The organism is Bacillus sp. JJ1562, assembly GCF_036962705.1.
GTDB lineage: Bacteria > Bacillota > Bacilli > Bacillales > Bacillaceae_L > Ferdinandcohnia.
Genome location: NZ_JBALOQ010000059.1, coordinates 1 through 21,143 on the forward strand (window position 1 = coordinate 1; position 21,143 = coordinate 21,143).

22 protein-coding genes are annotated in these 21,143 nt (G+C 35.7%); 7 read left to right on the plus strand and 15 right to left on the minus strand.

What is annotated here, in order from left to right:
• Window positions 1-186: 186 nt before the first annotated feature.
• On the minus strand, window positions 187-996 hold the full coding sequence (locus V7097_RS24040; protein ID WP_335706165.1) for a UTP--glucose-1-phosphate uridylyltransferase: 810 nt from the start codon (window positions 994-996) through the stop codon (window positions 187-189).
• Between the two features lie 186 nt (window positions 997-1,182).
• Between V7097_RS24040 and V7097_RS24045 the strand changes: the two genes are divergently transcribed.
• The 3 genes from V7097_RS24045 to V7097_RS24055 are packed head-to-tail and all read left to right on the plus strand — an operon-like array spanning window position 1,183 to window position 4,582.
• Window positions 1,183-2,472, plus strand: a complete 1,290-nt coding sequence (locus tag V7097_RS24045; RefSeq protein ID WP_335706166.1) for a UDP-glucose dehydrogenase family protein — start codon at window positions 1,183-1,185, stop codon at window positions 2,470-2,472.
• Window positions 2,469-3,425, plus strand: coding sequence for an NAD-dependent epimerase/dehydratase family protein (locus tag V7097_RS24050; RefSeq protein ID WP_335706167.1), 957 nt, complete (start codon window positions 2,469-2,471; stop codon window positions 3,423-3,425). The genes V7097_RS24045 and V7097_RS24050 overlap by 4 nt, the downstream gene beginning before the upstream one ends.
• Window positions 3,422-4,582, plus strand: a complete 1,161-nt coding sequence (locus V7097_RS24055; RefSeq protein WP_335706168.1) for a glycosyltransferase family 4 protein — start codon at window positions 3,422-3,424, stop codon at window positions 4,580-4,582. The genes V7097_RS24050 and V7097_RS24055 overlap by 4 nt, the downstream gene beginning before the upstream one ends.
• A 63-nt stretch (window positions 4,583-4,645) precedes the next feature.
• Here the strand turns inward: V7097_RS24055 and V7097_RS24060 are convergent, their stop codons facing one another.
• The 4 genes from V7097_RS24060 to V7097_RS24075 all read right to left on the minus strand — a co-directional run bounded on the left by V7097_RS24060 (window position 4,646) and on the right by V7097_RS24075 (window position 7,825).
• Window positions 4,646-5,011 carry a hypothetical protein gene (locus V7097_RS24060; RefSeq protein ID WP_335706169.1) on the minus strand — a complete coding sequence of 122 codons (366 nt, stop codon included), beginning with the start codon at window positions 5,009-5,011 and terminating at the stop codon, window positions 4,646-4,648.
• A gap of 62 nt (window positions 5,012-5,073) precedes the next feature.
• Entirely contained in the window at window positions 5,074-5,628 is a 555-nt protein-coding gene (locus tag V7097_RS24065) for a hypothetical protein (protein WP_335706170.1), read from the minus strand.
• Window positions 5,621-6,682: a CotS family spore coat protein gene (locus V7097_RS24070; protein ID WP_335706171.1), complete on the minus strand. Its 1,062-nt coding sequence runs from the start codon at window positions 6,680-6,682 to the stop codon at window positions 5,621-5,623. Before V7097_RS24070 ends, V7097_RS24065 begins: the two co-directional genes overlap by 8 nt.
• Window positions 6,683-6,697: 15 nt before the next feature.
• Window positions 6,698-7,825 (minus strand): glycosyltransferase family 4 protein, encoded by a 1,128-nt coding sequence (locus V7097_RS24075; protein ID WP_335706172.1) that lies wholly within the window; start codon window positions 7,823-7,825, stop codon window positions 6,698-6,700.
• A gap of 226 nt (window positions 7,826-8,051) precedes the next feature.
• On the opposite strand from V7097_RS24075, the gene V7097_RS24080 reads away from it, so the two are divergent.
• On the plus strand, window positions 8,052-9,131 hold the full coding sequence (locus tag V7097_RS24080; RefSeq protein ID WP_335706173.1) for a CotS family spore coat protein: 1,080 nt from the start codon (window positions 8,052-8,054) through the stop codon (window positions 9,129-9,131).
• 38 nt (window positions 9,132-9,169) lie between these two features.
• Complete coding sequence (locus V7097_RS24085) at window positions 9,170-9,607, plus strand: FixH family protein (RefSeq protein WP_335706174.1); 438 nt, start codon at window positions 9,170-9,172, stop codon at window positions 9,605-9,607.
• Window positions 9,608-10,142: 535 nt separating this feature from the next.
• On the opposite strand, the gene V7097_RS24090 is transcribed toward V7097_RS24085, so the two are convergent.
• From V7097_RS24090 to V7097_RS24115, 6 genes are all read right to left on the minus strand, one after another.
• Complete coding sequence (locus tag V7097_RS24090; RefSeq protein ID WP_335706175.1) at window positions 10,143-10,742, minus strand: SCO family protein; 600 nt, start codon at window positions 10,740-10,742, stop codon at window positions 10,143-10,145.
• A 9-nt stretch (window positions 10,743-10,751) separates the two neighbouring features.
• Complete coding sequence (locus V7097_RS24095; RefSeq protein ID WP_335706176.1) at window positions 10,752-11,216, minus strand: hypothetical protein; 465 nt, start codon at window positions 11,214-11,216, stop codon at window positions 10,752-10,754.
• Between the two features lie 17 nt (window positions 11,217-11,233).
• Window positions 11,234-11,653: a hypothetical protein gene (locus tag V7097_RS24100; RefSeq protein ID WP_335706177.1), complete on the minus strand. Its 420-nt coding sequence runs from the start codon at window positions 11,651-11,653 to the stop codon at window positions 11,234-11,236.
• Window positions 11,654-11,740: 87 nt separating this feature from the next.
• Window positions 11,741-12,088 carry a hypothetical protein gene (locus tag V7097_RS24105; RefSeq protein WP_335706178.1) on the minus strand — a complete coding sequence of 116 codons (348 nt, stop codon included), beginning with the start codon at window positions 12,086-12,088 and terminating at the stop codon, window positions 11,741-11,743.
• 61 nt (window positions 12,089-12,149) lie between these two features.
• Entirely contained in the window at window positions 12,150-12,548 is a 399-nt protein-coding gene (locus tag V7097_RS24110; RefSeq protein ID WP_335706179.1) for a hypothetical protein, read from the minus strand.
• Between the two features lie 407 nt (window positions 12,549-12,955).
• Window positions 12,956-13,387, minus strand: coding sequence for a hypothetical protein (locus V7097_RS24115; protein WP_335706180.1), 432 nt, complete (start codon window positions 13,385-13,387; stop codon window positions 12,956-12,958).
• A gap of 450 nt (window positions 13,388-13,837) precedes the next feature.
• On the opposite strand from V7097_RS24115, the gene V7097_RS24120 reads away from it, so the two are divergent.
• Complete coding sequence (locus V7097_RS24120) at window positions 13,838-14,722, plus strand: sulfite exporter TauE/SafE family protein (RefSeq protein ID WP_335706181.1); 885 nt, start codon at window positions 13,838-13,840, stop codon at window positions 14,720-14,722.
• A gap of 68 nt (window positions 14,723-14,790) precedes the next feature.
• Here V7097_RS24120 and V7097_RS24125 read toward each other — a convergent pair whose 3' ends face one another.
• The 3 genes from V7097_RS24125 to V7097_RS24135 form a co-directional block, all read right to left on the minus strand.
• Entirely contained in the window at window positions 14,791-16,830 is a 2,040-nt protein-coding gene (locus V7097_RS24125) for a PKD domain-containing protein (RefSeq protein WP_335706182.1), read from the minus strand.
• A gap of 227 nt (window positions 16,831-17,057) precedes the next feature.
• Window positions 17,058-18,290, minus strand: a complete 1,233-nt coding sequence (locus V7097_RS24130) for an MFS transporter (RefSeq protein WP_335706183.1) — start codon at window positions 18,288-18,290, stop codon at window positions 17,058-17,060.
• Between the two features lie 381 nt (window positions 18,291-18,671).
• Entirely contained in the window at window positions 18,672-19,184 is a 513-nt protein-coding gene (locus tag V7097_RS24135) for a DUF3231 family protein (protein ID WP_335706184.1), read from the minus strand.
• Window positions 19,185-19,506: 322 nt separating this feature from the next.
• Between V7097_RS24135 and V7097_RS24140 the strand changes: the two genes are divergently transcribed.
• The gene (locus V7097_RS24140) at window positions 19,507-20,352 is read left to right on the plus strand and encodes a DUF2935 domain-containing protein (RefSeq protein WP_335706185.1); all 846 of its coding nucleotides are present in this window, start codon (window positions 19,507-19,509) and stop codon (window positions 20,350-20,352) included.
• Window positions 20,353-20,527: 175 nt separating this feature from the next.
• Here V7097_RS24140 and V7097_RS24145 read toward each other — a convergent pair whose 3' ends face one another.
• Window positions 20,528-21,076, minus strand: coding sequence for a DUF3231 family protein (locus V7097_RS24145; RefSeq protein ID WP_335706186.1), 549 nt, complete (start codon window positions 21,074-21,076; stop codon window positions 20,528-20,530).
• Window positions 21,077-21,143: the final 67 nt, after the last annotated feature.

Sequence of the window (21,143 nt, forward strand, 5' to 3'; positions counted from 1 at the left end):
ATTAAACTGTCCATATTATAGGTTATAGTTCATTATTTTGGCAGTCCTTTTTTTTCGTCATCAATCATAGCAATTCTTTATCTTTGCGCAACTAAACTATGGATCTTTTCCTGTTGGTACAATAAAACTTCACTAATTATATTTTTCCACAGGAAAAAACTGCCAAGTTCCTTGACAGCTCCTAACCTATTTTTCTTCTTTATAGATGAGATTCAATAAATTTATATATTCATCTGCATTACCGATATCGTATCTTTTTCCGTTAATAACTTTACCAAAAATTGAATGATCAACGAGCATGTTCTTAATCGCATCTGTAAGCTGGTACTCCCCACCAACACCTGGCTTTAAACGACCTAAATAGTGATAAATGTCTGGTGTAAAAACATAACGGCCAATGATGGCTAGATTAGAAGGTGGATCCGTTTTTGGTTTTTCAATAACATCCTTGATTTCTATTAGTTCCTTTTTCTCTTTTTTTCCTTTAATAACTCCATATTTTTCAAGGTGCTCATTCTCTACCTTATTTAATCCTAAGACACTACTTTTCTGGGATTTATATTCATCTATAAGTTGTTTTATAGCCGGCTTTTCTTCAGAAATAATAATATCATCTGGCAATAGAACGGCAAAAGGGTCATTTCCAATGAAAGATTTACCGAGGTGAATAGCATCGCCTAATCCTTTCGGGTATGGTTGTCTGGTGTAATATATTTGAATTTTTGGAATGGAATGTTTTTTCAACAAATGCTGTTTATTTTCCCGCTCTAAGAAGGCCTCAAGACCTAATGAATCGTCAAAATAATCCACAATCATGTTTTTACTTCTTGAAAGAATGATTAGTAGCTGTTCAATTCCTGCTTTTTCTGCCTCTTCTACAACATAATGGATAGCCGGTTTTACACCAATAGGAAACATCTCTTTTGGTAGTACATTCGTTATCGGAAGACTACGTGTACCAAATCCTGCTGCGGGTATAATTGCTTTCGTTACCATGCGGTATTCTCCCCTTAAATTATATTTAAATTATCGTATTCATTAAGAATGCAAGGGCAAATTGTCCAATTAAATTAGGCTAATACTTATTTTCACCTATTTTTGGGCTCTCTCAATTGTGCCATTTCCTTATTCAAACTAATACGATATAGGAGCAATTGGTATCTGAAGGGAGACACTTAGTTTATGGATATTTGTGTAATTGGAGTAGGATATGTTGGACTAACGACTTCTGCAGTGTTAGCTGAACTGGGTCACTTTGTAGTTTGTGTAGATAAGCTAAAAGATAAGATAACAGCTCTTTCTAACGGAGACGTTCCAATTTTTGAGCCTGGCCTAGCAGAATTATTGTATAAAAACAAATCAAATCTTACATTTACAACCGATATGAAGAGCGCCATCCAAAAATCAGAAGTGATCTTTATTGCTGTAGGAACTCCATCTTTACAGGATGGAAGTACAGACATGCAATATGTTCATTCTGTTATCGAAGAATTAGCAAAATATATAACTTCATATAAAACCATTGTTACAAAAAGTACCGTCCCACCAGGGACAAATAACAAAATTGTTAAGTCTTTACTTCAACATGAAGTGAATAGGTCATTATTCCAAGTTGTATCAATTCCCGAATTTTTAAGAGAAGGATCGGCTGTATTTGACATGCTTCACCCTGACCGAAAAATTATTGGACTAGAAGAAAATGATACAAAATCTCTTAATATCATAAAGGAAATGTATAGCGGAATTGAAGCTCCTTATATTGTCACAAGCCTAAATGGTGCAGAAATTATTAAATATGCGAGCAATGCCTTTCTTGCGACGAAAATTTCATTCATTAATGAGATAGCAACTATTTGTGATGCGTTCCATGTTGATATTCAAAATGTCGCAAAAGGAATCGGAGCTGATACCAGGATAGGGAATCGTTTTCTTCAAGCAGGTCTTGGCTATGGAGGGTCTTGCTTCCCAAAAGACTTGAAATCACTTAAGTATGAAGCTAATCAACGAGGAATTACTACACACCTATTAGATGCTGTACAAGAAATAAATTCAAGTTTAATCGAAATCTATATAAATAAACTTCACTCAAGATTACCTAATCCCTCTTCAATAAAAATTACGGTCTTAGGTATAGCCTTTAAACCAAATACCGATGACATTAGACATTCCCAAGCACTTGAATTGATACACGCATTAGCCAAATTAGGATATGATGTTCACGCCTTTGATCCTATAGCATTAATCCCTGCACCGATACAAAGTAATATTACACAGTCTACTCAAATAGAAGCAGCCTTGAGAGATTCCGATTGTGTTGTTGTTGCAACGGAGTGGGATGAATTTAAGTCATTAGATTGGTGGCATGTCAAATCCCTCATGCGGGGAAATATAGTTCTAGACGGAAGAAATTGTCTTGATAAAATGTACCTAAACGAATTAGGATTCATGTATTTAGGAGTTGGTCGCGAATGAGGATTCTTGTGACAGGAGCGGCTGGATTTATTGGCTCCCATCTTTGTGAAAAACTCCTTAAAAATGAGAATTACCATGTCATAGGTATTGACTCCTTTATAGGTCCAACTCCTTTAACGATAAAGCAAAAAAATTTGGAGCCACTAATTTTTCACCCACGATTTACATTTGATAAAAGAGATTTAATGAAAATTAACATTGAAGAACTCTTATCAAACATTGATATCGTATATCACTTAGCAGCTATACCTGGGGTACGCTCAAGCTGGGGGACTGATTTTAATGCTTACGTCTTAAATAATATTCTTGTGACACAACGTCTTTTAGAAGCAAGTAAAAACTCTTCAATAAAGCAATTGATCTATGTGTCTACTTCATCTATATATGGGGAAATGGATGGTAAAGTTTCAGAAAACAAAGTTCCAAAACCATTATCCCCTTATGGGATTACTAAATTAGCAGGTGAACACCTGTGTAATGTTTACATGCAGTATTACGGAATTCCGATTACGATTTTACGATTTTTCACTGTATATGGTCCTCGTCAGCGTCCTGACATGGCGTTTCATCGCTTTATTAAACAACTCCTACATGATGAGCCAATTTCGGTATACGGCGATGGAACACAGACAAGAGATTTTACTTACATCAGTGATTGTGTAGATGGAATTATTGCAGTTTTACAAAATGAAAAAGCGGTCGGTGAAACCTTTAACATTGGAGGAAAAGAAAAAGCTTCTGTACTGGAGGTTATTTCTATCCTTGAACAAATTTCTGGTAAAAAACCAATCATTCAATATTCAAATAAAGGACTCGGTGAACCCAAGCATACGTGGGCCGATATATCAAAGGCAACTGACCTATTAGACTACACGCCTACTACTAGTTTAAGCCACGGGTTAAAGAAGGAATGGGATTATTTAATAAAGTTGTACGGAGGTGAAAAGCCATGAAAATAGCATATATTTGTACAGAAAAGCTTCCTTCTCCCGCTGTAAAGGGAGGCGCAATACAAATGATGATGGATGGGATATCCCCTTTTCTTAGTAAGAAACATGACTTAACAATTTTTTCTGTTACTGACCCTGAATTACCAAATCATGAAGTTCAAGATAATGTTCAATATATTCGCTTTCCACGAGAAAACTATCGATTTAGTGTTGCGGAAGAATTAGAAAAACACAATTTTGATATCATTCACGTATTTAATCGGCCTAAAAATGTAGTGCTGTATAAATCAGCAGCACCAAATAGTAAATTTGTGTTAAGTCTGCATAATGACATGTTTTCGAGTAAAAAAATATCGAATGAAGAAGGGCAAGAAGTAATCGAGCAAGTATCCTACATTACTACCGTCAGTAAGTATATCAAACATGAGGTTTTAAAAAGATTTCCTGAAGCCAATGATAAAATAAAAGTCGTTTATTCAGGTGTTGATTTATCAAGCTATCCTCCTGTATGGTCAGAAGATGGAAAAATGATAAGAAAATTATTTCGAGAAAAATTTGGCGTTGAAGATAAAAAGGTTATTCTATTTGTTGGTCGATTAAGTAATACAAAGGGGCCACATCTATTAATTCGTGCATTAGAGGGACTTCTTAAACTACATGACGATGTCGTACTGATGATAGTTGGGGGTAAGTGGTTTAGTGATAATGGTATGAATTCCTACGTAGAATTTCTGTATAAATTAGCCGAACCCATAAAAGACAAAGTCATCTTTACAAAATTCATAAGCCCTGAAGATATTCCAAATATGTTCTTATTAGGAGATATTTTCGTATGTAGTTCACAATGGAATGAACCACTAGCAAGAGTTCATTATGAAGCAATGGCAGCAGGTATTCCATTAATCACTACAAATAGGGGAGGAAATGCAGAAGTAGTGATAAATGGATATAACGGTGTAGTTATAGATCAATTCAATCTTCCTTCAGCGTTTGCAAAAGCGATCCACCAAACGCTCTTAGAACCTGATCTAGCTGAAATGAAGGCTAGAAACGGTAGAGAAGATGTGGAGTCTATGTTTGAATTTGAACATGTTGCAGACCGATATGAACAAGTTTATTTACTGGCTTATGATGTGAAGGAGTCATTAGAGATTAATTAACAAATAAAACCCTACAGACCAATTTTGGAAAGTAGGGTTTTATTATTATATAAAGGGAGTTTACTATTTCCTATTCTTCTTTTTGTCCCTTTCGTTTTTCTTCATTTTGTCCCTTCCGTCTTCCTTCCTTTTCTTCTTTTTGTCCCTTTCGTCGTCTTCGTCATCGTCATCGTCATCGTCGTCTTCGTCTTCATCGTCGTCTTCGTCTTCGTCGTCTTCGTCGTCTTCGTCGTCTTCGTCGTCTTCTACTTCATATTTAACTTCAGTTCCATCTTTGAATTCTGCTTCTATCTCTACCTCCATACCCTCATTGTCCTCCTCAAGAGCTTCTAGAAGGTCTTCTAAAACTTCTTCAAGATTTGCATCAGGACTTAATCTAAAACTTTTTTTAAAATCCACCTTAATTTCTACATTTTTAATATCCTTCATTATATTTACCTCCAGTTACTAAATTTTCCCTATCATCATATACTGGGTTTGGTCATATGGTGCTAATGAAATCGCGGAATTTCATCCTTTTTACTTTCTTGAATAAATCGTTCAGGAAACCATGGTTTTTTTAGACTTCCTTCTTTAATAATGATGGTTACCTTATCTTTAGGCTCCTCTGGTTCCAGTTCTGGTTCTGGTTCTGGCTCTGGTTCTGTGTCTGATACTATTTCCAGTTCTGTTTCTGAATCCCTTTCTTGATCTTGATCTAGCTCTAATTCCCCACTATTTTCCGCTGGCTCAACATCTTCTAAATCTAGTTCCTCTTTCTTCCCATAATTAGTCTCACTACTTGACCCCTCATCTTTATTTTTATTAGCTCGATTATCTTTATAGAGTTTACTTTCATCCATCCCCAATTCTACTAGCTGCTTTCCCTCCAAATTTATTTTGGACCTGAAATTAATATTAGTTGTAGAGATGTTTTCCAATTGCTCTTCGTTTAACATCTTTTCATACTCTGAGATACTCCAACCCATTGGGCCAGCAGGAGAAAAATAAAAATTTTCAAGTTCAACCTTTGGAATTGGTGCATTTCGTTTAGATTTTTCACCCATCTGCAGTTGCTCCTCTTTTTATTCCTTGATAAACGCTATTAAAATTTTGGAGGAAATCTTCTTTTGAATTTTCAACGGCTATAATGTTTTGAATAGCCCAAATATATTTTTCATCTGACCAAGCACGTTTTTGAGCTAAATAGTATTTATGAATAATCGAGCAGAATAAGTGTGGAAATTTTATATCATTCAAAAGAATTTGATATTGCTCCTTTGTTAGAGGGTGTATAGAGTCATAAGAACGAAGTAATTCGATTGCAAGATTTGTATCCCAAACAGATAACTTTTTCATTATTTTATTTAATATAATGCGGAGATCTCTAGTAGGAAGATCATAGGTAATTGAATGTAGTTCCTTCATAAAAGGTTCAGCATCCACTTCTATTAATCTTGCAAGTGTAAAATCCTGCTGGCAAAATCCACCTTCATTAATCACTTCTTTTGTCCATTTCTTAAACGGTGCTTCATCTAATGATTGTAAAGCTTCTCTTCCCCTTTGCATCATAAGATCATAATGTTCTAAAAACATTTGAGAAAATGGATCATTTACGTTTGTTTGAGCAATATGTCTATGTCCCTCTAATTCTTGTAATTTCCATCTATATAGTTTTTGCCATTTTTCTAATCTACTTCGTTTTCTACTTCCTTCTGTACGATTAAAGCCTTTAGATGCAACATGAAATTTGCCCATAAACTGCATAATTTTCTCCAACTTATCTTTATCGTAATAGATAAGTTCAGTACCATCTACTTTGTCATATAATACATAACCATGGTCTTCTACACCAATACAAATTGCCCCATTTTTTGTTCGATGAATGGGTGTTATTGGAAGGCCTTGTTTATATAGATGTTCATGTGCCTCGGCTATAAATAGCATTCTTCTCGGATGAACATCTGTCTTTTTTAATATTTTGGATCCCTGATCTGTTTCAACTTCCCAAGTAGCCCTTCCACTTTTTGTTGAGAGTAAGGTAACATTTTTAATTTCAAAAGGGTACAGATCAAGGATGCTTAGAAGATATTCCTCTATTTTATTTTTTTCTTCTTGCACTGTTTCTCATCCTTTCTATCCCTCATAAACCTTTAGTAAATTAGAGGCAACTTGTTTCCAGCCAAAATCACGCTCTACTTTTTTTCGACCATATTTACCCAATTTTTCACGCTTTCCTTTATCACTTAACAAACTATTTATAGTCTGTGCGTAATCATCAGGATTCTCATAATCATAAATGATGTATCCATTCTTGCCTTCCTCAATCACCTCCGGATTACCACCTCGATTACTTGTAATAACGGGAAGACCCGCTGCCATTGCCTCATAGTGAACACGTGCCAGTGGTTCTTGCCATTGCGAAGAACAAACAAACAAATCTGCCATAGAATATAAATCTGGAATATCTTTTGGTTTTACAAATTTAATGAACATTACATGGTCCTTATACATTGCTCCAAGCGTATAAAGATGTTTAACATAGTTGTTCAAATTATTATCACCAAACCATTTTGACCCAATAAACACCATCTGAATATCTGGATGCTGTTCAATAATTTTTGGCATCGCATGTAGCAAAATATGTGGCCCTTTTACTTTACTAAGTCGCCCAACAAACAAGACGACCTTTTTATCTCCTAATCCAAGCTCATTTCTCACTCTATTTCGAGCCTCTGACCCCTTTGATGTCCAGCTAGGATTATATCCTTCTAAGTCAACACCTGAATATACTGTAGACGTTTTTCCTTTCGCTTTAGGAAAACGGGAAGTGATCGTATTCCCAATATAGTCGCTTACAGTTATTATTTTTGAAACAGCTGAAATACATTCCTTTCCTTCTGCGTCACTCATCTTTTCATAAGAAAACATATCATTATGGACGCTTAACACGAATTTTGTTTTCTTTGAGGCCTTATGAAGAGTTCCTATCCAATTAGGGCGATTACATAAATGAACAACATCATACTGTGCATCTTTAATATGATCTCTTATAGACTGAAGATAATCATGCTCATCGAAGCGTACATACTTCACTCCATTTTTTGATTCCACTTCTGGCAAATCTTTATCTGTTATCGAAATTACTGTAACATTATGTTTTTTTGCAATGATGGGTGCAACAGCATCTAAATAGATTTGAATAGCACCTCCTCGTATAGCAGGAACGGGAAGCTTTTCAGTTGCAATTAAAGCAATTTTCATATGCAACCTCCATTCTAAGACATTATTAACACAACTGGGTTTATCTTTTGACATATCATACGAGGGCTACTGTAGCGTTGTGCATTAATGTTATCCCAATTTATTAAAAGGGCAAAAGCCCCTGATAAATTCGCCTATTTTTAATATGTCTAGACACTAGACTAGGACATTCGCTGGTTAGTAACCATACATTATGTAAGGAAACCTTTGAGGAAGGGGTAAAGTAATGAAGGAACAAATGAACGAAACAATACCGAATGAATTTAATAACGGAGAGTTTGTGTTGTCCCCTGAAGAAGAGATGAAGCTAATATCACTAGCCCAAATGATGATTGCACATTGGGAAGTACAGGTTGAAAGAATTGAAGTAATACAAGGTGGCCAAATGGCAATTGTATGGAAAATATACACTTCTGATGGTGGTGCGATTTGTCTAAAACGAATTCATAGACCAGAAAAGAAGGCACTTTTTTCTATATTTGCTCAAGATTACTTAGCTAAAAAAGGAACAAGGGTACCAAGAATCATTCCAAATAAAATGGATGATCTATACACAAAACATGGACCATTTTTATTCGTTGTATATGAATGGTTAGAAGGCAGACCATTTGAATTAACAGTCTCTGAAGATTTAGAATTTATAATGAAAGGTTTAGCAGAGTTTCATCAAGCGACAATAGGATATCAACCTCCAGCTGGTGTACCTATTTTCACGAAACTAGGAAGATGGCCAAACCATTATACGAAGCGATGTCAACAAATGGAGACATGGAAACTTATTGCCGAAAGGCTACCTGAAGATCCATTTTCTCAAACATATTTAGCAGAAATTGATACATTTATCGCTGAAGGTAGAGAAACTCTACAAATACTGCGTAATTCTGGATATTATGACTGGGTTAATAGCATTAAAAAGAATCCTAATCTCTGTCATCAAGATTATGGAACTGGAAACTCCTTACTTGGACCTGATGGGAAAATCTGGGTTATAGATCTTGATACTGTCTCATTCGATTTACCAATTCGTGATTTACGAAAAATGATCATACCCCTGCTTGATACTACTGGAGTTTGGGATGCTGAAAAATTTAATCTTATGATTAATGCCTACGAATCTGTGTCACCATTAACCTCTGAACAAAAGAAAATTATGTTTATTGATATGCTGTTCCCATATGAACTTTACGATGTTATTAGAGAGCGTTATGTAAGAAAAACTCCACTTATGGTCGGAGAGTTGACAGGTGCATTTGAATATGAACGGATTAAATCAAAAGCCTTGAATGAATTAATTCAACAGTTTTAGATCTAGAAATGTCTTTCTTAGACATGAGGTGAAAATAAGTGAGAAAAATAAGTTTTATTTTTTTGACAAGTCTATTTATCATCATTATGGGTTGTAATACTACAGGTAATCAAAAAAATGATTCCAATCAAATAGTACCTATTTCAGTTAATTTGAAGACAACTACCGAAATGATTATACCTGGCGAGGAGATTGTAATTAGTGCCGTAGTTACTCAGGAAGATGAAGCTGTAGAAGATGCAGATGAGGTAAAATTTGAAATATGGGAAGAAGGTAATGAAGAACACGAAATGATAGAAGCCTTTCATAGTGGTGGTGGTAAGTATTCAATTGAGAAAAACTTTACAAAGGATGGAATTTATCATGTGATAGCCCATGTTACTGCCCGAGGCATGCACAGTATGCCAGCGGTTGTACTTATTGTAGGCGATATTGAAAATACGGAAGTAGATGAGAATCAAGAAAATAATCATTAGTATGACCATAATTAAAAAGAATTCTTCGGGATTTGTATATGAATTTCATTAGAAAATGTGGAGGAACCCCCTCTTTGGATTCTTTACTATTTGCTAGGGTCGTAGTTTGATTAGTTAATATAAGAGGGAGTTAAGTCATGGATTAGATGGCCCGTCTACTAATTTGACAGATTAGTTTTAACGGTTACATCTGGCGAAACATTTTTGACGTCTTTCACGACATACAGCTCTTGGATGATTTTTCAGACATTGACGGAACTGTCTACGACATCGTTTTTTACATGTTCGTTGATTAGGATTTTGTGCCATATATGACATCACCTCCTTATCTGGATTTAATGCAATATATGTCAGCGAGACAAAGTCTGTCCTCCGCATAATCTTCAATTTCTTATTGTTAAGTGGGAATATATTAGAAAAGGCACTCACGATGGATGAGTGCCTGAATGATATGTCATATAATTTTCTTCAGTATCCTTTTCAACGTCTAACCTCAAAAGGAGTAAATTAATGATTCACTGCTGCACTTTTCCAACTACCCTTCAAGCAATCGGTTAATATTTTCTAAGATTTCATCTATGTTTACTTGCTTTCCGCCTACAGCCATGTCATGAATTGATCTAATGTTATTTCCTTGGTCTACTACATACATATTTGTACTATGGGTCACAAAGCCGCTTTCTTCTTTTTTATATAACATTTGGAATTGAGCTGCGACCTCTTTTGTTTGAGAAACTGTACCTCTTAATATGTGCCAACCTTTCGGATCCACATTAAAATTCGATGCATATTTTTGTAAAACCTCTTTTGTATCAACCTCAGGGTCTAACGTTATTGTAACGATTTCAACCTGTTCTCCATATAATTTATTTTCCTTTAATATCGCTTGTATTCTGTTCATATCCACCATTGTCATTGGACAAATATCTGGACAATTCGTAAAAATGAATGAAACAATCTTGATTTTGTTATTATCAAATGTGTATTCTTCACTTAAAACTGATTCTAGTTGGACATCCTCAATTTGCGTAATCATTGGTAAGCGATTTTGAATATCCCATAGTTTATAAAAGAAAAATGAGCTAATCGCTAAAATGAACAATAGTAGCCACATCTTTGTTCTTTTTGATATCATACTTTCATCTCACACCTTTAATGAATAAGTAAGTAATCCAAAACAAACTAAAACAAGTATTGTCCCAAAAATACTGAAAGTGAGCATATTATTAACTATATTCATAGCACTATCAGACGGTAGCCCACACAAACTTGGATCCTGTACAACCGCCCCGATCATTGCTCCCATTAATCCCCCGCTTGTACCTCCGAAGAAGCCAACAAGAATCGAATGAAACTTTATCATTGCTCCAAAAATCACACCCGTAATTCCACCGCTAATAATTGCAAAAAATGAAATTGTTGGTAGTGTAAATGGAATTAGAAAAGAAAAAATCATTCCTATAACAAGGGAGAGAATCATCGATGAACTCATCGCAATAATCATCGCGAACCGATCACTAAAATTCTGTCTTCTTTTTCTTAAAGTCAAAAAACTTTTATACCCAATTAATACGTTCAACAATAAGCAGAATAGCCAAATCCAGTTCATCCTTTAGACCACCTCAATTATGAACCCTTCCTTGAAATAATGACTAAAAATATTGAAGCCAAATAAAGCCCTTCCATTAAAAGTACAAAAGTATCCCGATTATCAATTACCGCTCCAATCATAGGGGACATTATTCCCATCATCAAACCATTTGTAAAACCGGTAAGAAATGTCTGATAATCAAACATTGCCCCATATATTCCACCAATTATCATTCCCAATAGGGTAGAAGCAATTGTTACTTCCGTGTAATGAAATGGAAATTGGATAATAAGAAGAATCCCTGAAACGATTGCCATCATACCCCCAATAATGATGGCAATATTCATTCCTAACTGAAATCCAATTAGTTTACGAACCTTATATAAGTATAAATACAGAAATGCAGCCACAAAAAAATTACATACAAACAAAACGAAAATGTAACCTACAGCCATATTTCTCACCTCATTGCTACAATATGCAGCAGCGATGATATATGCCATGGTTTAATAAACATTTTTATGTATTAGAGAAAGTTGATCTCACCTTCTCCAAATATTGTCATTAAAATATTTAACCTTCGATTCTCTTTTCTTCCTCTCTTCACGATAGCTTTCCGATAAATTAAACAGTTTTTTTGTTGCTATTTCAAACTCTTCATCTGAAATTTCTTTTTTTACGAGGGATTGTACTAAAATTGCAAGTGCGATTGGCATGGTATCAATGTCAATAGAAACATTAACATCAACATCTGAATTTCCACTTTTGTTTACTACTGCGTCTGTGTCAGTTATGTTAGAGTCTTTAATTCGATTATCATTATTATTATCATTCTTATTTTCATTATCGGATCTTTCCCATACATGTAAATCATTTAGCCAAGATCTCATAACTCCCCTCCCCTTCTTTTATAAAAAACGGGGTATATTGGAAACATATACCCCATTCTTCTTAGAAGTCAAAATCTTGATCCTGATCCTGATCTTGGTCTTGTTCCTGATCTGAATCAGCGTCTGCGCGAGTTCTAGCTCTTGCTTTTGCTCTCGCTTTAGAATCAGAGTCTACTTTAATATCAAGATCTATTCTTGAGTTTCCGCTGTCTACAACTCTTGCTTCCGCTCTGTTAATGTTTTTATCAGTAAGTCTGTTGTCATTGTCGCTATCTACATCAGCTCTATTTCGTAAATTATTGTCAGTATCTACATCAGATCTATTTCGTAAATTATTGTCACTATCGAAGTCTATATCTGACCTAGAGTCGCTGTTAGATTTTGAACGGCTATTGCTACGGCTTTCACTTTCACTCTCTCCATCTCTACCTGGGAACCATGGTCTATTCATTCTCCTCACTCCTTTCTTTTGGCTTACTATATCCTATTCACGTCGAAGAAAAACTTATGGACAAACATCCTGATATATTTGCGGATTTTTGCAGTTGGACAATGTGTTTTTGATTTAATAGATGCCCTTTTTATTAAATAATTTTTATATTGTTTCTTTGATAGAAAAAAAACACCTAATGAAAGGTTAGTTGTTTTATAAAAAGGAAGGAAGAATATATTATTCGCATCTAGTTAAATATCACTATCAATTTAAGTATCAAACCATAAGATGACAATAAGTGATCAATTAATTAAATATTGGAGGAGATTTTTTTGAATCATGTGGACATGATCCCTTCAGACCTATGTCGTGATTTTGCAAGAATCTCAACATATTTTTAAAACGGAGTATATTGAAAATATACCCCGTACACCTTAATAGTCTCGGTCTCGGTCTCGGTCTCGGTCTCGGTCTCGGTCTCGGTTTCCGCGTTGCTCTTGATCCTGTTCTTGGTCTTGATCCTGATCTGAATCAGCTTCTGCGCGAGTTCTAGCTCTTGCTTTTGCTCTCGCTTTAGAATCAGAGTCCACTTTAATATCAAGATCTATTCTTGAGTTTCCGCTGTCTACAACTCTTGCTTCCGCTCTGTTAATGTTTTTATCAGTAAGTCTGTTGTCATTGTCGCTATCTACATCAGCTCTATTTCGTAAATTATTGTCAGTATCTACATCAGATCTATTTCGTAAATTATTGTCACTATCGAAGTCTATATCTGACCTAGAGTCGCTGTTAGATTTTGAACGGCTATTGCTACGGCTTTCACTTTCACTCTCTCCATCTCTACCTGGAAACCATGGTCTATTCATTCTCCTCACTCCTTTCTTTTGGCTTACTATATCCTATTCAAGCCGACGAAAAACTAATGGACAAACAGCCTGATAAATTTGCGGATTTTTGCAGTTGGACAATGTATTTTTGACTTATAAAAAGCCCTTTTTCTCTCAAATAACAGAACACCTATCCTATAAACACTTGTACACCCGATTGATTTCAACCTAATTACCTTTGAAATAAACTATTTTAACTAATGGAAGATTAAAAGCTCGCAATTCATATTTTTCCTTTCTAGAAACCTTCATTTACTACTCTCGACTTCTAATAAACTCTAGATAATAGCCAATTTTTTACAAATAAGAACCAATCAAAATAATACTTCATATCTTGTGTTAGAAACTTGATTAGTTTAGTCAACAATTAAAAATTATTTCTATTCATTGGTAGACTATTCAGGATTATTAGAAAAAGGAGAGATAAATATGAAAAGGTTGATATTACTTGCTTTTATAGGACTAGCAGCGCAATTAGTTGATGGTTCTTTGGGTATGGCATATGGGGTTACATCTACCTCATTATTACTTATGTTTGGAATAGCACCAGCTGTTGCATCTGCATCTGTTCATATGGCTGAAGTTGTAACAACAGCTGCCTCAGGTGTATCACACATTAAATTTGGAAATGTAGATAAACAAGTTGTGTACAAATTAATTATACCTGGCTCAATTGGTGCTTTTTTAGGAGCTTGTTTCTTAAGTAGTATTCCTGGCGATATTATAAAGCCTTACGTATCCATATTCTTATTAATGTTAGGTGTTTTTGTCATTTATCGATTCCTCTTTAAGTTTAACTCAAACAGAAAAACCTCAAATAAGAAATGGTCGAAAAAACAGTTTGTTCCTCTTGGCTTTATTGCTGGGTTTTTCGATGCAACAGGAGGTGGAGGATGGGGTCCAATCGCCACGCCAGTATTATTGACTGGTAATAAAATGGAGCCAAGAAAAGTAATCGGCTCAGTTGATACAAGTGAATTTGCCATAGCGGTTTCATCTACACTTGGTTTTCTTTTAACATTGGGATGGTCTAATATTAATCTCCAGTGGGTTCTTGCATTGATGATCGGTGGAATCATAGCAGCTCCAATTGCAGCGTGGTTAGTCAAAATTATTCCTACCAACCTATTAGGTACACTTGTGGGCGGAATTATTATTCTGACGAATATCAGGACTTTATTTGGAGCTTTAGATATTTCACAAATCGTAAGCCTTTACACGTATATCATCCTTGGTGTTCTATGGCTTATAGCGGTAGTAAGCGTAATTTGGAAAATAAAGAAAGGTAGCTATAATAATCAGAAACAAGATTAAACCGGAAAGACCCTGAAATTCAGGGTCTTCCTTTAATAAACTTTAAAATTAATATTCATTTTATTATTTTACCTGCGTACATTAATAAGAAAATTAATTAGGGTTCCACCTGAACTTGATTGTAGGGATATTGATTCTGACTCATCAGGTACTAAGGCTGACGGTTTTTCCCGAAATACCCAATCTCCAAGCGAATCCACCTCTACCTGACCAAGTAGTGTGCCATTAAGTGAATCACCTATATAAATACTAATTATTACCCCTGGCCCTGATACATCCGTTTTACCAGTAATTCTCCATCTTAATTTACGTGTCCGGTACACGGCACGAATTACATTTAAGCTATCAGCTTCCGCAGAAATTTCGATAACGTCTGTTGAAGATCCCCCTGGACCAGAAACCGTTAATTGAAATACAAGCTGCGTCATTCCTTTCGGAAAATTAAATGAAGCAGTATCTGAGTCTGCATTGTTTATCTGAACAGGTATACCTGAAATTTGTTCCCAATGATAGCTTGTTACATTACCTGTTGCACTTCCCGCTAACGTTACCAAGGTTCCTTGTTGAACAACTTGATCTGGGCCTGCATTTGCAATAGGAGCTGGAACCAGTTCACTCACTTCAACGCTTACTGTATCAGTTGATGGCCCACTTTCCCCTTCAACGGTCAACTGAAACATTAATGTCCCTAAAACTTCTGGTGCTGTAAAAGTTGCAATTGCTTGATTAGCATTCTCTAGATTTACAGCTGTTCCGGAAAGCTGGGACCACTGATATTGTGTAATTGGTCCTGTAGATTTTGTGCCGTTTAGAGTAACCTGGGTGCCTGTCCTCACAACTTGATCTTGACCCGCATTCGCAGAGACTGTTGTTGGCCCATTATTTAGTCCATCTACAGTTACTGGTATAACCCTTTCTCCACCAGCAGATGATGAAATATGAATGTTAGCTGGAACATTTGTAAGATTTATTTCTAAAACCCCACTAGCAGGGATTGGAAGATTACCTAATCCAAAATCAATAATGTGTAGGGATGGTTCATGAAGAGTATCGCTTGAAAAGGCTTTGATTGTAAGTGTTTGAGTTGAAGTTTCGTAGTTTGCAGTCACTTGTATGAAATCAACTGGGGTTGACTCTTTAGTACTAGGTGGGATATCACTTATATTAACAACTGTAATTGGACTAGGCGGTGTTTCACCAGAATATGAAACACGGGCAAAATACAAGCCATTTTCACCCTGTAGGGTGGTTGAATTTATTTCTTCTCCAGAAACAACTATCTCTTGTGGTGTGACATCTGAGGATGCGAAGACATCGATGAATCCACCAGAAGTTTCACTTTGTGTATAAGTTGTTCTATCTACATCAACTCCTGATATAGTTGATATTTTACCTAAAAGAGAGAAATTTCTAGTTTCGATACAATTGTCCGGATTAAGTCCAGGTGTTGTAGAACGATCCGGCGATCCAATTCCAATTCCAGGACCCTCAATTCGAAAAATATTTTGTGGCTCACCAAATCTGTCAACTAGTTCACTACCAATTATAGGATGTAACTGATTTGGGTCTCCGATGTATCCTTCCGGGCGTGCTGGAGAAACTGCAGGATCCCAAGTTAAAAATGGGTGTACCCGACTATTTAATGCAAGCTCAAATTCACCACCATTTATACCTCCAATATCTTCCGTGAAATTAATTTCTCCCGCACCATCTCCATCAGGTTCTGCAACAAAAGTATCCACACCATATGGATGTGTAACTGTGTATGTCTCGTTAGGCCGCAACCCAGCAACTCGGATTCGAACTCGACCAAACACAATCTGCTCACCTGGTCTTGGAATATCATTAACAAATGCAGCTTCCAATGCTAAAACAAGACGAGCCCTTTCCCCAGTACCAGTTTCCATTTCTGCCTCAGCAGCCATGTAGAAAGACTCTTCTGGATAGTTATCTGGAAAAGAAACAGGCTGTGTAGGGTTAGGTAGTTCTGCGGGTGTTAGGCCAGATAATGGGTCGTGAGGATTATCATTCAATTGCAGCCTTAATCCCTTTTCATCTTTATACCAAACAGGATAGCCATTAAAAGCACTGATTGGTCCAACTTCCATGTAAACACTCCTTCACCAAATATTTAGGATTATTACTTCTAAAAAAAGTTTTTTCCTTTAATTGTATTTAATGATTTCCGATTAAAAACGTGCCAAAAGTAGTAATAATTCAATTAAAAATGGGGGTTTTGTAGGACTTTTGTGAAAAAGAACATGAAAAAAGCCGCCCATTTTTAAGCAGCCAAAAATCAATTATGTACCCTCCTAAATTACCTTGCCATATCCTTTTACTTTTTCAACTTTTGAAACAAAGAATCTGTTCGAATCCGCTTAGGCGGCTTAATAAAAAACAAGACAAGAATGGCAGCTATAGCTGAAATTCCTGCGACTGAAAAAAACAATATATCATGTGAAAGCTTCATTAAAATGGCAAAAACAGGTGGTCCGACTGCAACACCAATAAAGCGTGCACTACTATATATAGAAGTAATCGTACCTCTTTCATCTTTTTCTGTGCCATGCGTAATCAACGCGTCTAGGCTTGGAAGCGCAATCCCAATCCCGATTCCACAGAATACAAGACCAACGAGAAAAACATATAGATTTTCGGTATAGCAAATGGCAAAAACAGCGGCGGTCGTGACCATAATCCCAACGAAGATAATCCATTTTATCGCATTTTTATCATCGCCAAGCTTTTTTCCCGTGATAAAAGAAGAGAGGCAAAGAGCTCCAAGTGGAATAGCAAGAATGAGTCCCTTAATAATCCCATCAATTCCGTATTTGTCCTCCAAAATCGATGACAGGAAGAAGAGCATTCCGAAAAGGATATACATACAAATCGCGCCCACGATAAAAATACATATCAGCCAACGGCCCTCTTCTTTTAAGGTTCGCTTAATTTTTTTAAAAAAATATTTAAAATCAGTGGAGTCAATCTCATCGTCCTTTGGTGTTTGAACCAAAAATTGGATCAAAAGAATCGAAATTAAACAAAAAATCGGGAAAGCAAAAAAAGGCATATACCAAATCACGGCTGCGAGTAGCGAACCTAAAATTGGGCTTAGTACCTTCCCAAATGTATTGGATGTTTCAATTAATCCGAGGCCAGTATTCACATCCTTCTCACTTTTGCACATATCCCCTACTAATGGTAAAACAATCGGCGAAGCACCTGCAGCGCCAACACCTTGCAGAAGCCTGCCAATTAATATGAGGACATATGGGCTTTCAAACAGCCAAGAAGCAAGTCCTGCAATCAGTCCTCCAATTCCAGCAATAATTAAGCTCGGTATGATCACTTTTTTCCTTCCAATATGATCGGATAGAAATCCAGCAACAGGGATTAAAATAATTGCAACCACAGAATATATCGTAATAATCAAGCTTGATTGAAAAGGTGAAATTTCAAGTTCTTTTTCCATCATTGGTAAAACCGGAATCAGCATAGAATTGCCCAAGGTCATGACTAATGGGATAGATGCAAGTGAAAGCACGCCCCATTTCTCTTTTTTATGCATATCATCTTTCTCCTTCGGAATTCTAAAACATTTTACACGTATAAATTTTAGCTTCACCTTGAAAAGGTGATTATATGTATAGGAAGGGTTATCTCGAACTCAATTAGTAAACTTTTATTAATGTGTTGCATTTCTTCAAATAAAAAAGACTGAACCCATATTGGACCCAGCTCAAATTTTGTATTGATATTGTTTTTAAAAATCCTCGGTATAACAACCATTAAGTACTTAATGGTTTCCCCGCTACACTTCACTCGTTTCCTTGCGATTTGAAAAACTCTACAAAACAGTTAATAGGAAATCGAAGAAGTGGCGGAGAGACATAATACGAAAAAAATAGAAGGATGTTATTTACTCAAATGTTTTAAAGTAAATATACCTCTAACAATCTCCTTGCTTTTTAGGGTGCAATGGAGGGGGAATTAGCCAACCTTTTTCTTTGTTTAAACGGAGTACTTTTGCACCCAGTGTTATTTTTTGAGTATGAAATTGACTAAACATTAGGGCTACATCTTCCCTTATCGATTTTCCGATTGCTTGACTGCATGCAACTAATCCAGCAGCAATATCAGCAGAAAGTGTTGCAGCAATCGCAGGATCAGGAATTCTAGCACCTATCGGTATATCCTCCAAACATGCTTCAGGCGGCTCAGGTGCTGCTGGAGGCTGACCAATCCCATTCTCTTTTAATAATTCCTCCACCTGTTTCTTTTCTTGCTGACATGTATCAATTGCTTCCAATAATAATTTTTTTAAATCATCGTCTCCTGCATGGTTTATCATGGTTTGATAACCGGCAATCATGCCGTTACCTACTAATAATGAAGTCCAAAGATCAAATACTTCGCCATAGTGTAACGGCTCATCCATTGGTTTTCCACTCAAAATTCCCATAGTTACCCTCCTCAATGTATACGTTAATTTATTCAATCACAGTGCCCCCTTCCTAGAAGCACAAATATAGTTTATCCAACAAAATTACTAATCATTAGCGAAATTTAGCTTAGGCATTTTATTCCGTTTATTTATGAGAATCCCATTTAATTAGAAAAAATTTCATTTTGGAAATTTTAGCTTCGCTACCTCAAACCACTGTTAAATATCCTTCAAATATTGACTGTTTAGCAAAGGTTATCATATGCAATCATTGCGGTATATTCATATTACATAGTTCATATGATTGGAGTAAACGGTTACGATTATTGGAGGGATTGGATTGATTGGAAATGAGCATTTGCATGCTGATACTGGCGTTACTTCGGGAATATTTGTAGAGCGATCTTTAAATGAAATTCGTTTTTGGTCTAGGATCATGAAAGAACATTCATTATTTCTCCGATTAGGTTTTAGAGCAGAGGACACTCAACTAATCCAAGAAGCTAATCAATTTTACCGATTATTTGAACATATTGAACAAATGGCACATTCCCTTTCCAATCAAACAGACCCTGAACAAATAAGAAGATTTAATTCAGAAGTACAACAAGCCGCAACTGGCATATTTGCATTTAAGCGAAAAATATTAGGATTAATTCTTACTTGTAAATTACCAGGGGCTAACAATTTCCCTCTACTTGTTGACCATACAAGTAGAGAGGCAAATTATTTTAGAAAAAGATTGATTGAATTAAATGAAGGTAAACTAAAACCACTTCCTGAAGCTATTATTAAAGAAAATGTCTTCTTCTTAAGGATTATGGCTGACCATGCAAAATTTATTGGCCATTTGTTGGATCCATCCGAAAGGAAGTTAGTTGATATGGCCCGAAATTTTAGTAATGATTTTGATCAATTAATGTATCAAGCAAGAGATTTAGAATCGATGAAGCCACAATCTCAAACTGTTCCACTTTTAGATCAATTTCTGGATCAAAATCGTGTGTCAGTCGCATCACTTCGGGACTTCAAGAAAACAGCGCGTGATCTAATAGAACAATGTAAAATAAAGAGTATTATTCATCCTTTATTAGCAGACCATGTTTTCCGTGAAGCCGATAGATTCCTGGAAATAATTGATATGTTTGACGCACATCTTACAAGCATCAACCCTCAATCTAGGTAGTCTATCGAGCTCTTTTAAGATTTTGACATGATAATTAATAAAATGTTGATCAAAAATCCTGTGTTATGCAGGATTTTTTCTTATTTCAATTTTTGCGTTGATTATTAGTCTATCTTGAATTATGTCTTACTCCAGTTGTATAATCTGCCTATTCCATTCGAATTCTACTAATATTCTACTGTTTTGGTAACCCTGGAGGATAATAATAAGGAGGAACTTTGATCCACCCTCTTTTTCGCATTAAATCCTTTAAAGTTGATCCAAATTTCATTTTTTCTAACATACATTGAGTAAATAATATACCTACATCATTTCTAATACTTTGACTCGCTGCTGAAGCGCAAGTAGTTATTGCTGCCACGGTCTTAATACTAAGACCATTCATAAGTTCATCATCTGTCAGTTTAACTCCTAGTGGAACTGAATTCGGTTCAGAATTTGGACGTTGCTCACTCGTTGGTGGTAGATGAACACCTTCTTTTATCATAAAGTCCTTAAACCGTCTCCCTTGAGTATCACATTGTTTTAAGCTATCTTTTAATATTTTTATAACCTCATCATCTGTTGAAGTATTAAGTCCGATTTGGATAAAAATCGTTGCTTCATCCATTAAGGCTGAATAGAGCCAGCAACTCATAACCTCACCTACATGTAATGGATTTTTGGGTTCATTATCCAAATTCATTTGTAAAAAGTCTTTCGCAGCTTCAAAAATAGTAGTCACAGGTAATTCTCCTTTCTTTAATAAATCTGATTTTTATTATTTTTTTCGTAACCCAAAAATATATACT

Coding starts and splice junctions, on each gene's coding strand:
- V7097_RS24105 (WP_335706178.1), bottom strand. CDS start 12,088: ATGAGATCTTGGCTAAATGATTTACATGTATGGGAAAGATCCGATAAT.
- V7097_RS24120 (WP_335706181.1), top strand. CDS start 13,838: ATGAAAAGGTTGATATTACTTGCTTTTATAGGACTAGCAGCGCAATTA.
- V7097_RS24115 (WP_335706180.1), bottom strand. CDS start 13,387: ATGAATAGACCATGGTTTCCAGGTAGAGATGGAGAGAGTGAAAGTGAA.
- V7097_RS24065 (WP_335706170.1), bottom strand. CDS start 5,628: ATGGGTGAAAAATCTAAACGAAATGCACCAATTCCAAAGGTTGAACTT.
- V7097_RS24060 (WP_335706169.1), bottom strand. CDS start 5,011: ATGAAGGATATTAAAAATGTAGAAATTAAGGTGGATTTTAAAAAAAGT.
- V7097_RS24095 (WP_335706176.1), bottom strand. CDS start 11,216: ATGAACTGGATTTGGCTATTCTGCTTATTGTTGAACGTATTAATTGGG.
- V7097_RS24135 (WP_335706184.1), bottom strand. CDS start 19,184: ATGGGAATTTTGAGTGGAAAACCAATGGATGAGCCGTTACACTATGGC.
- V7097_RS24050 (WP_335706167.1), top strand. CDS start 2,469: ATGAGGATTCTTGTGACAGGAGCGGCTGGATTTATTGGCTCCCATCTT.
- V7097_RS24055 (WP_335706168.1), top strand. CDS start 3,422: ATGAAAATAGCATATATTTGTACAGAAAAGCTTCCTTCTCCCGCTGTA.
- V7097_RS24040 (WP_335706165.1), bottom strand. CDS start 996: ATGGTAACGAAAGCAATTATACCCGCAGCAGGATTTGGTACACGTAGT.
- V7097_RS24100 (WP_335706177.1), bottom strand. CDS start 11,653: ATGGCTGTAGGTTACATTTTCGTTTTGTTTGTATGTAATTTTTTTGTG.
- V7097_RS24045 (WP_335706166.1), top strand. CDS start 1,183: ATGGATATTTGTGTAATTGGAGTAGGATATGTTGGACTAACGACTTCT.
- V7097_RS24090 (WP_335706175.1), bottom strand. CDS start 10,742: ATGATATCAAAAAGAACAAAGATGTGGCTACTATTGTTCATTTTAGCG.
- V7097_RS24130 (WP_335706183.1), bottom strand. CDS start 18,290: ATGCATAAAAAAGAGAAATGGGGCGTGCTTTCACTTGCATCTATCCCA.
- V7097_RS24125 (WP_335706182.1), bottom strand. CDS start 16,830: ATGGAAGTTGGACCAATCAGTGCTTTTAATGGCTATCCTGTTTGGTAT.
- V7097_RS24080 (WP_335706173.1), top strand. CDS start 8,052: ATGAAGGAACAAATGAACGAAACAATACCGAATGAATTTAATAACGGA.
- V7097_RS24075 (WP_335706172.1), bottom strand. CDS start 7,825: ATGAAAATTGCTTTAATTGCAACTGAAAAGCTTCCCGTTCCTGCTATA.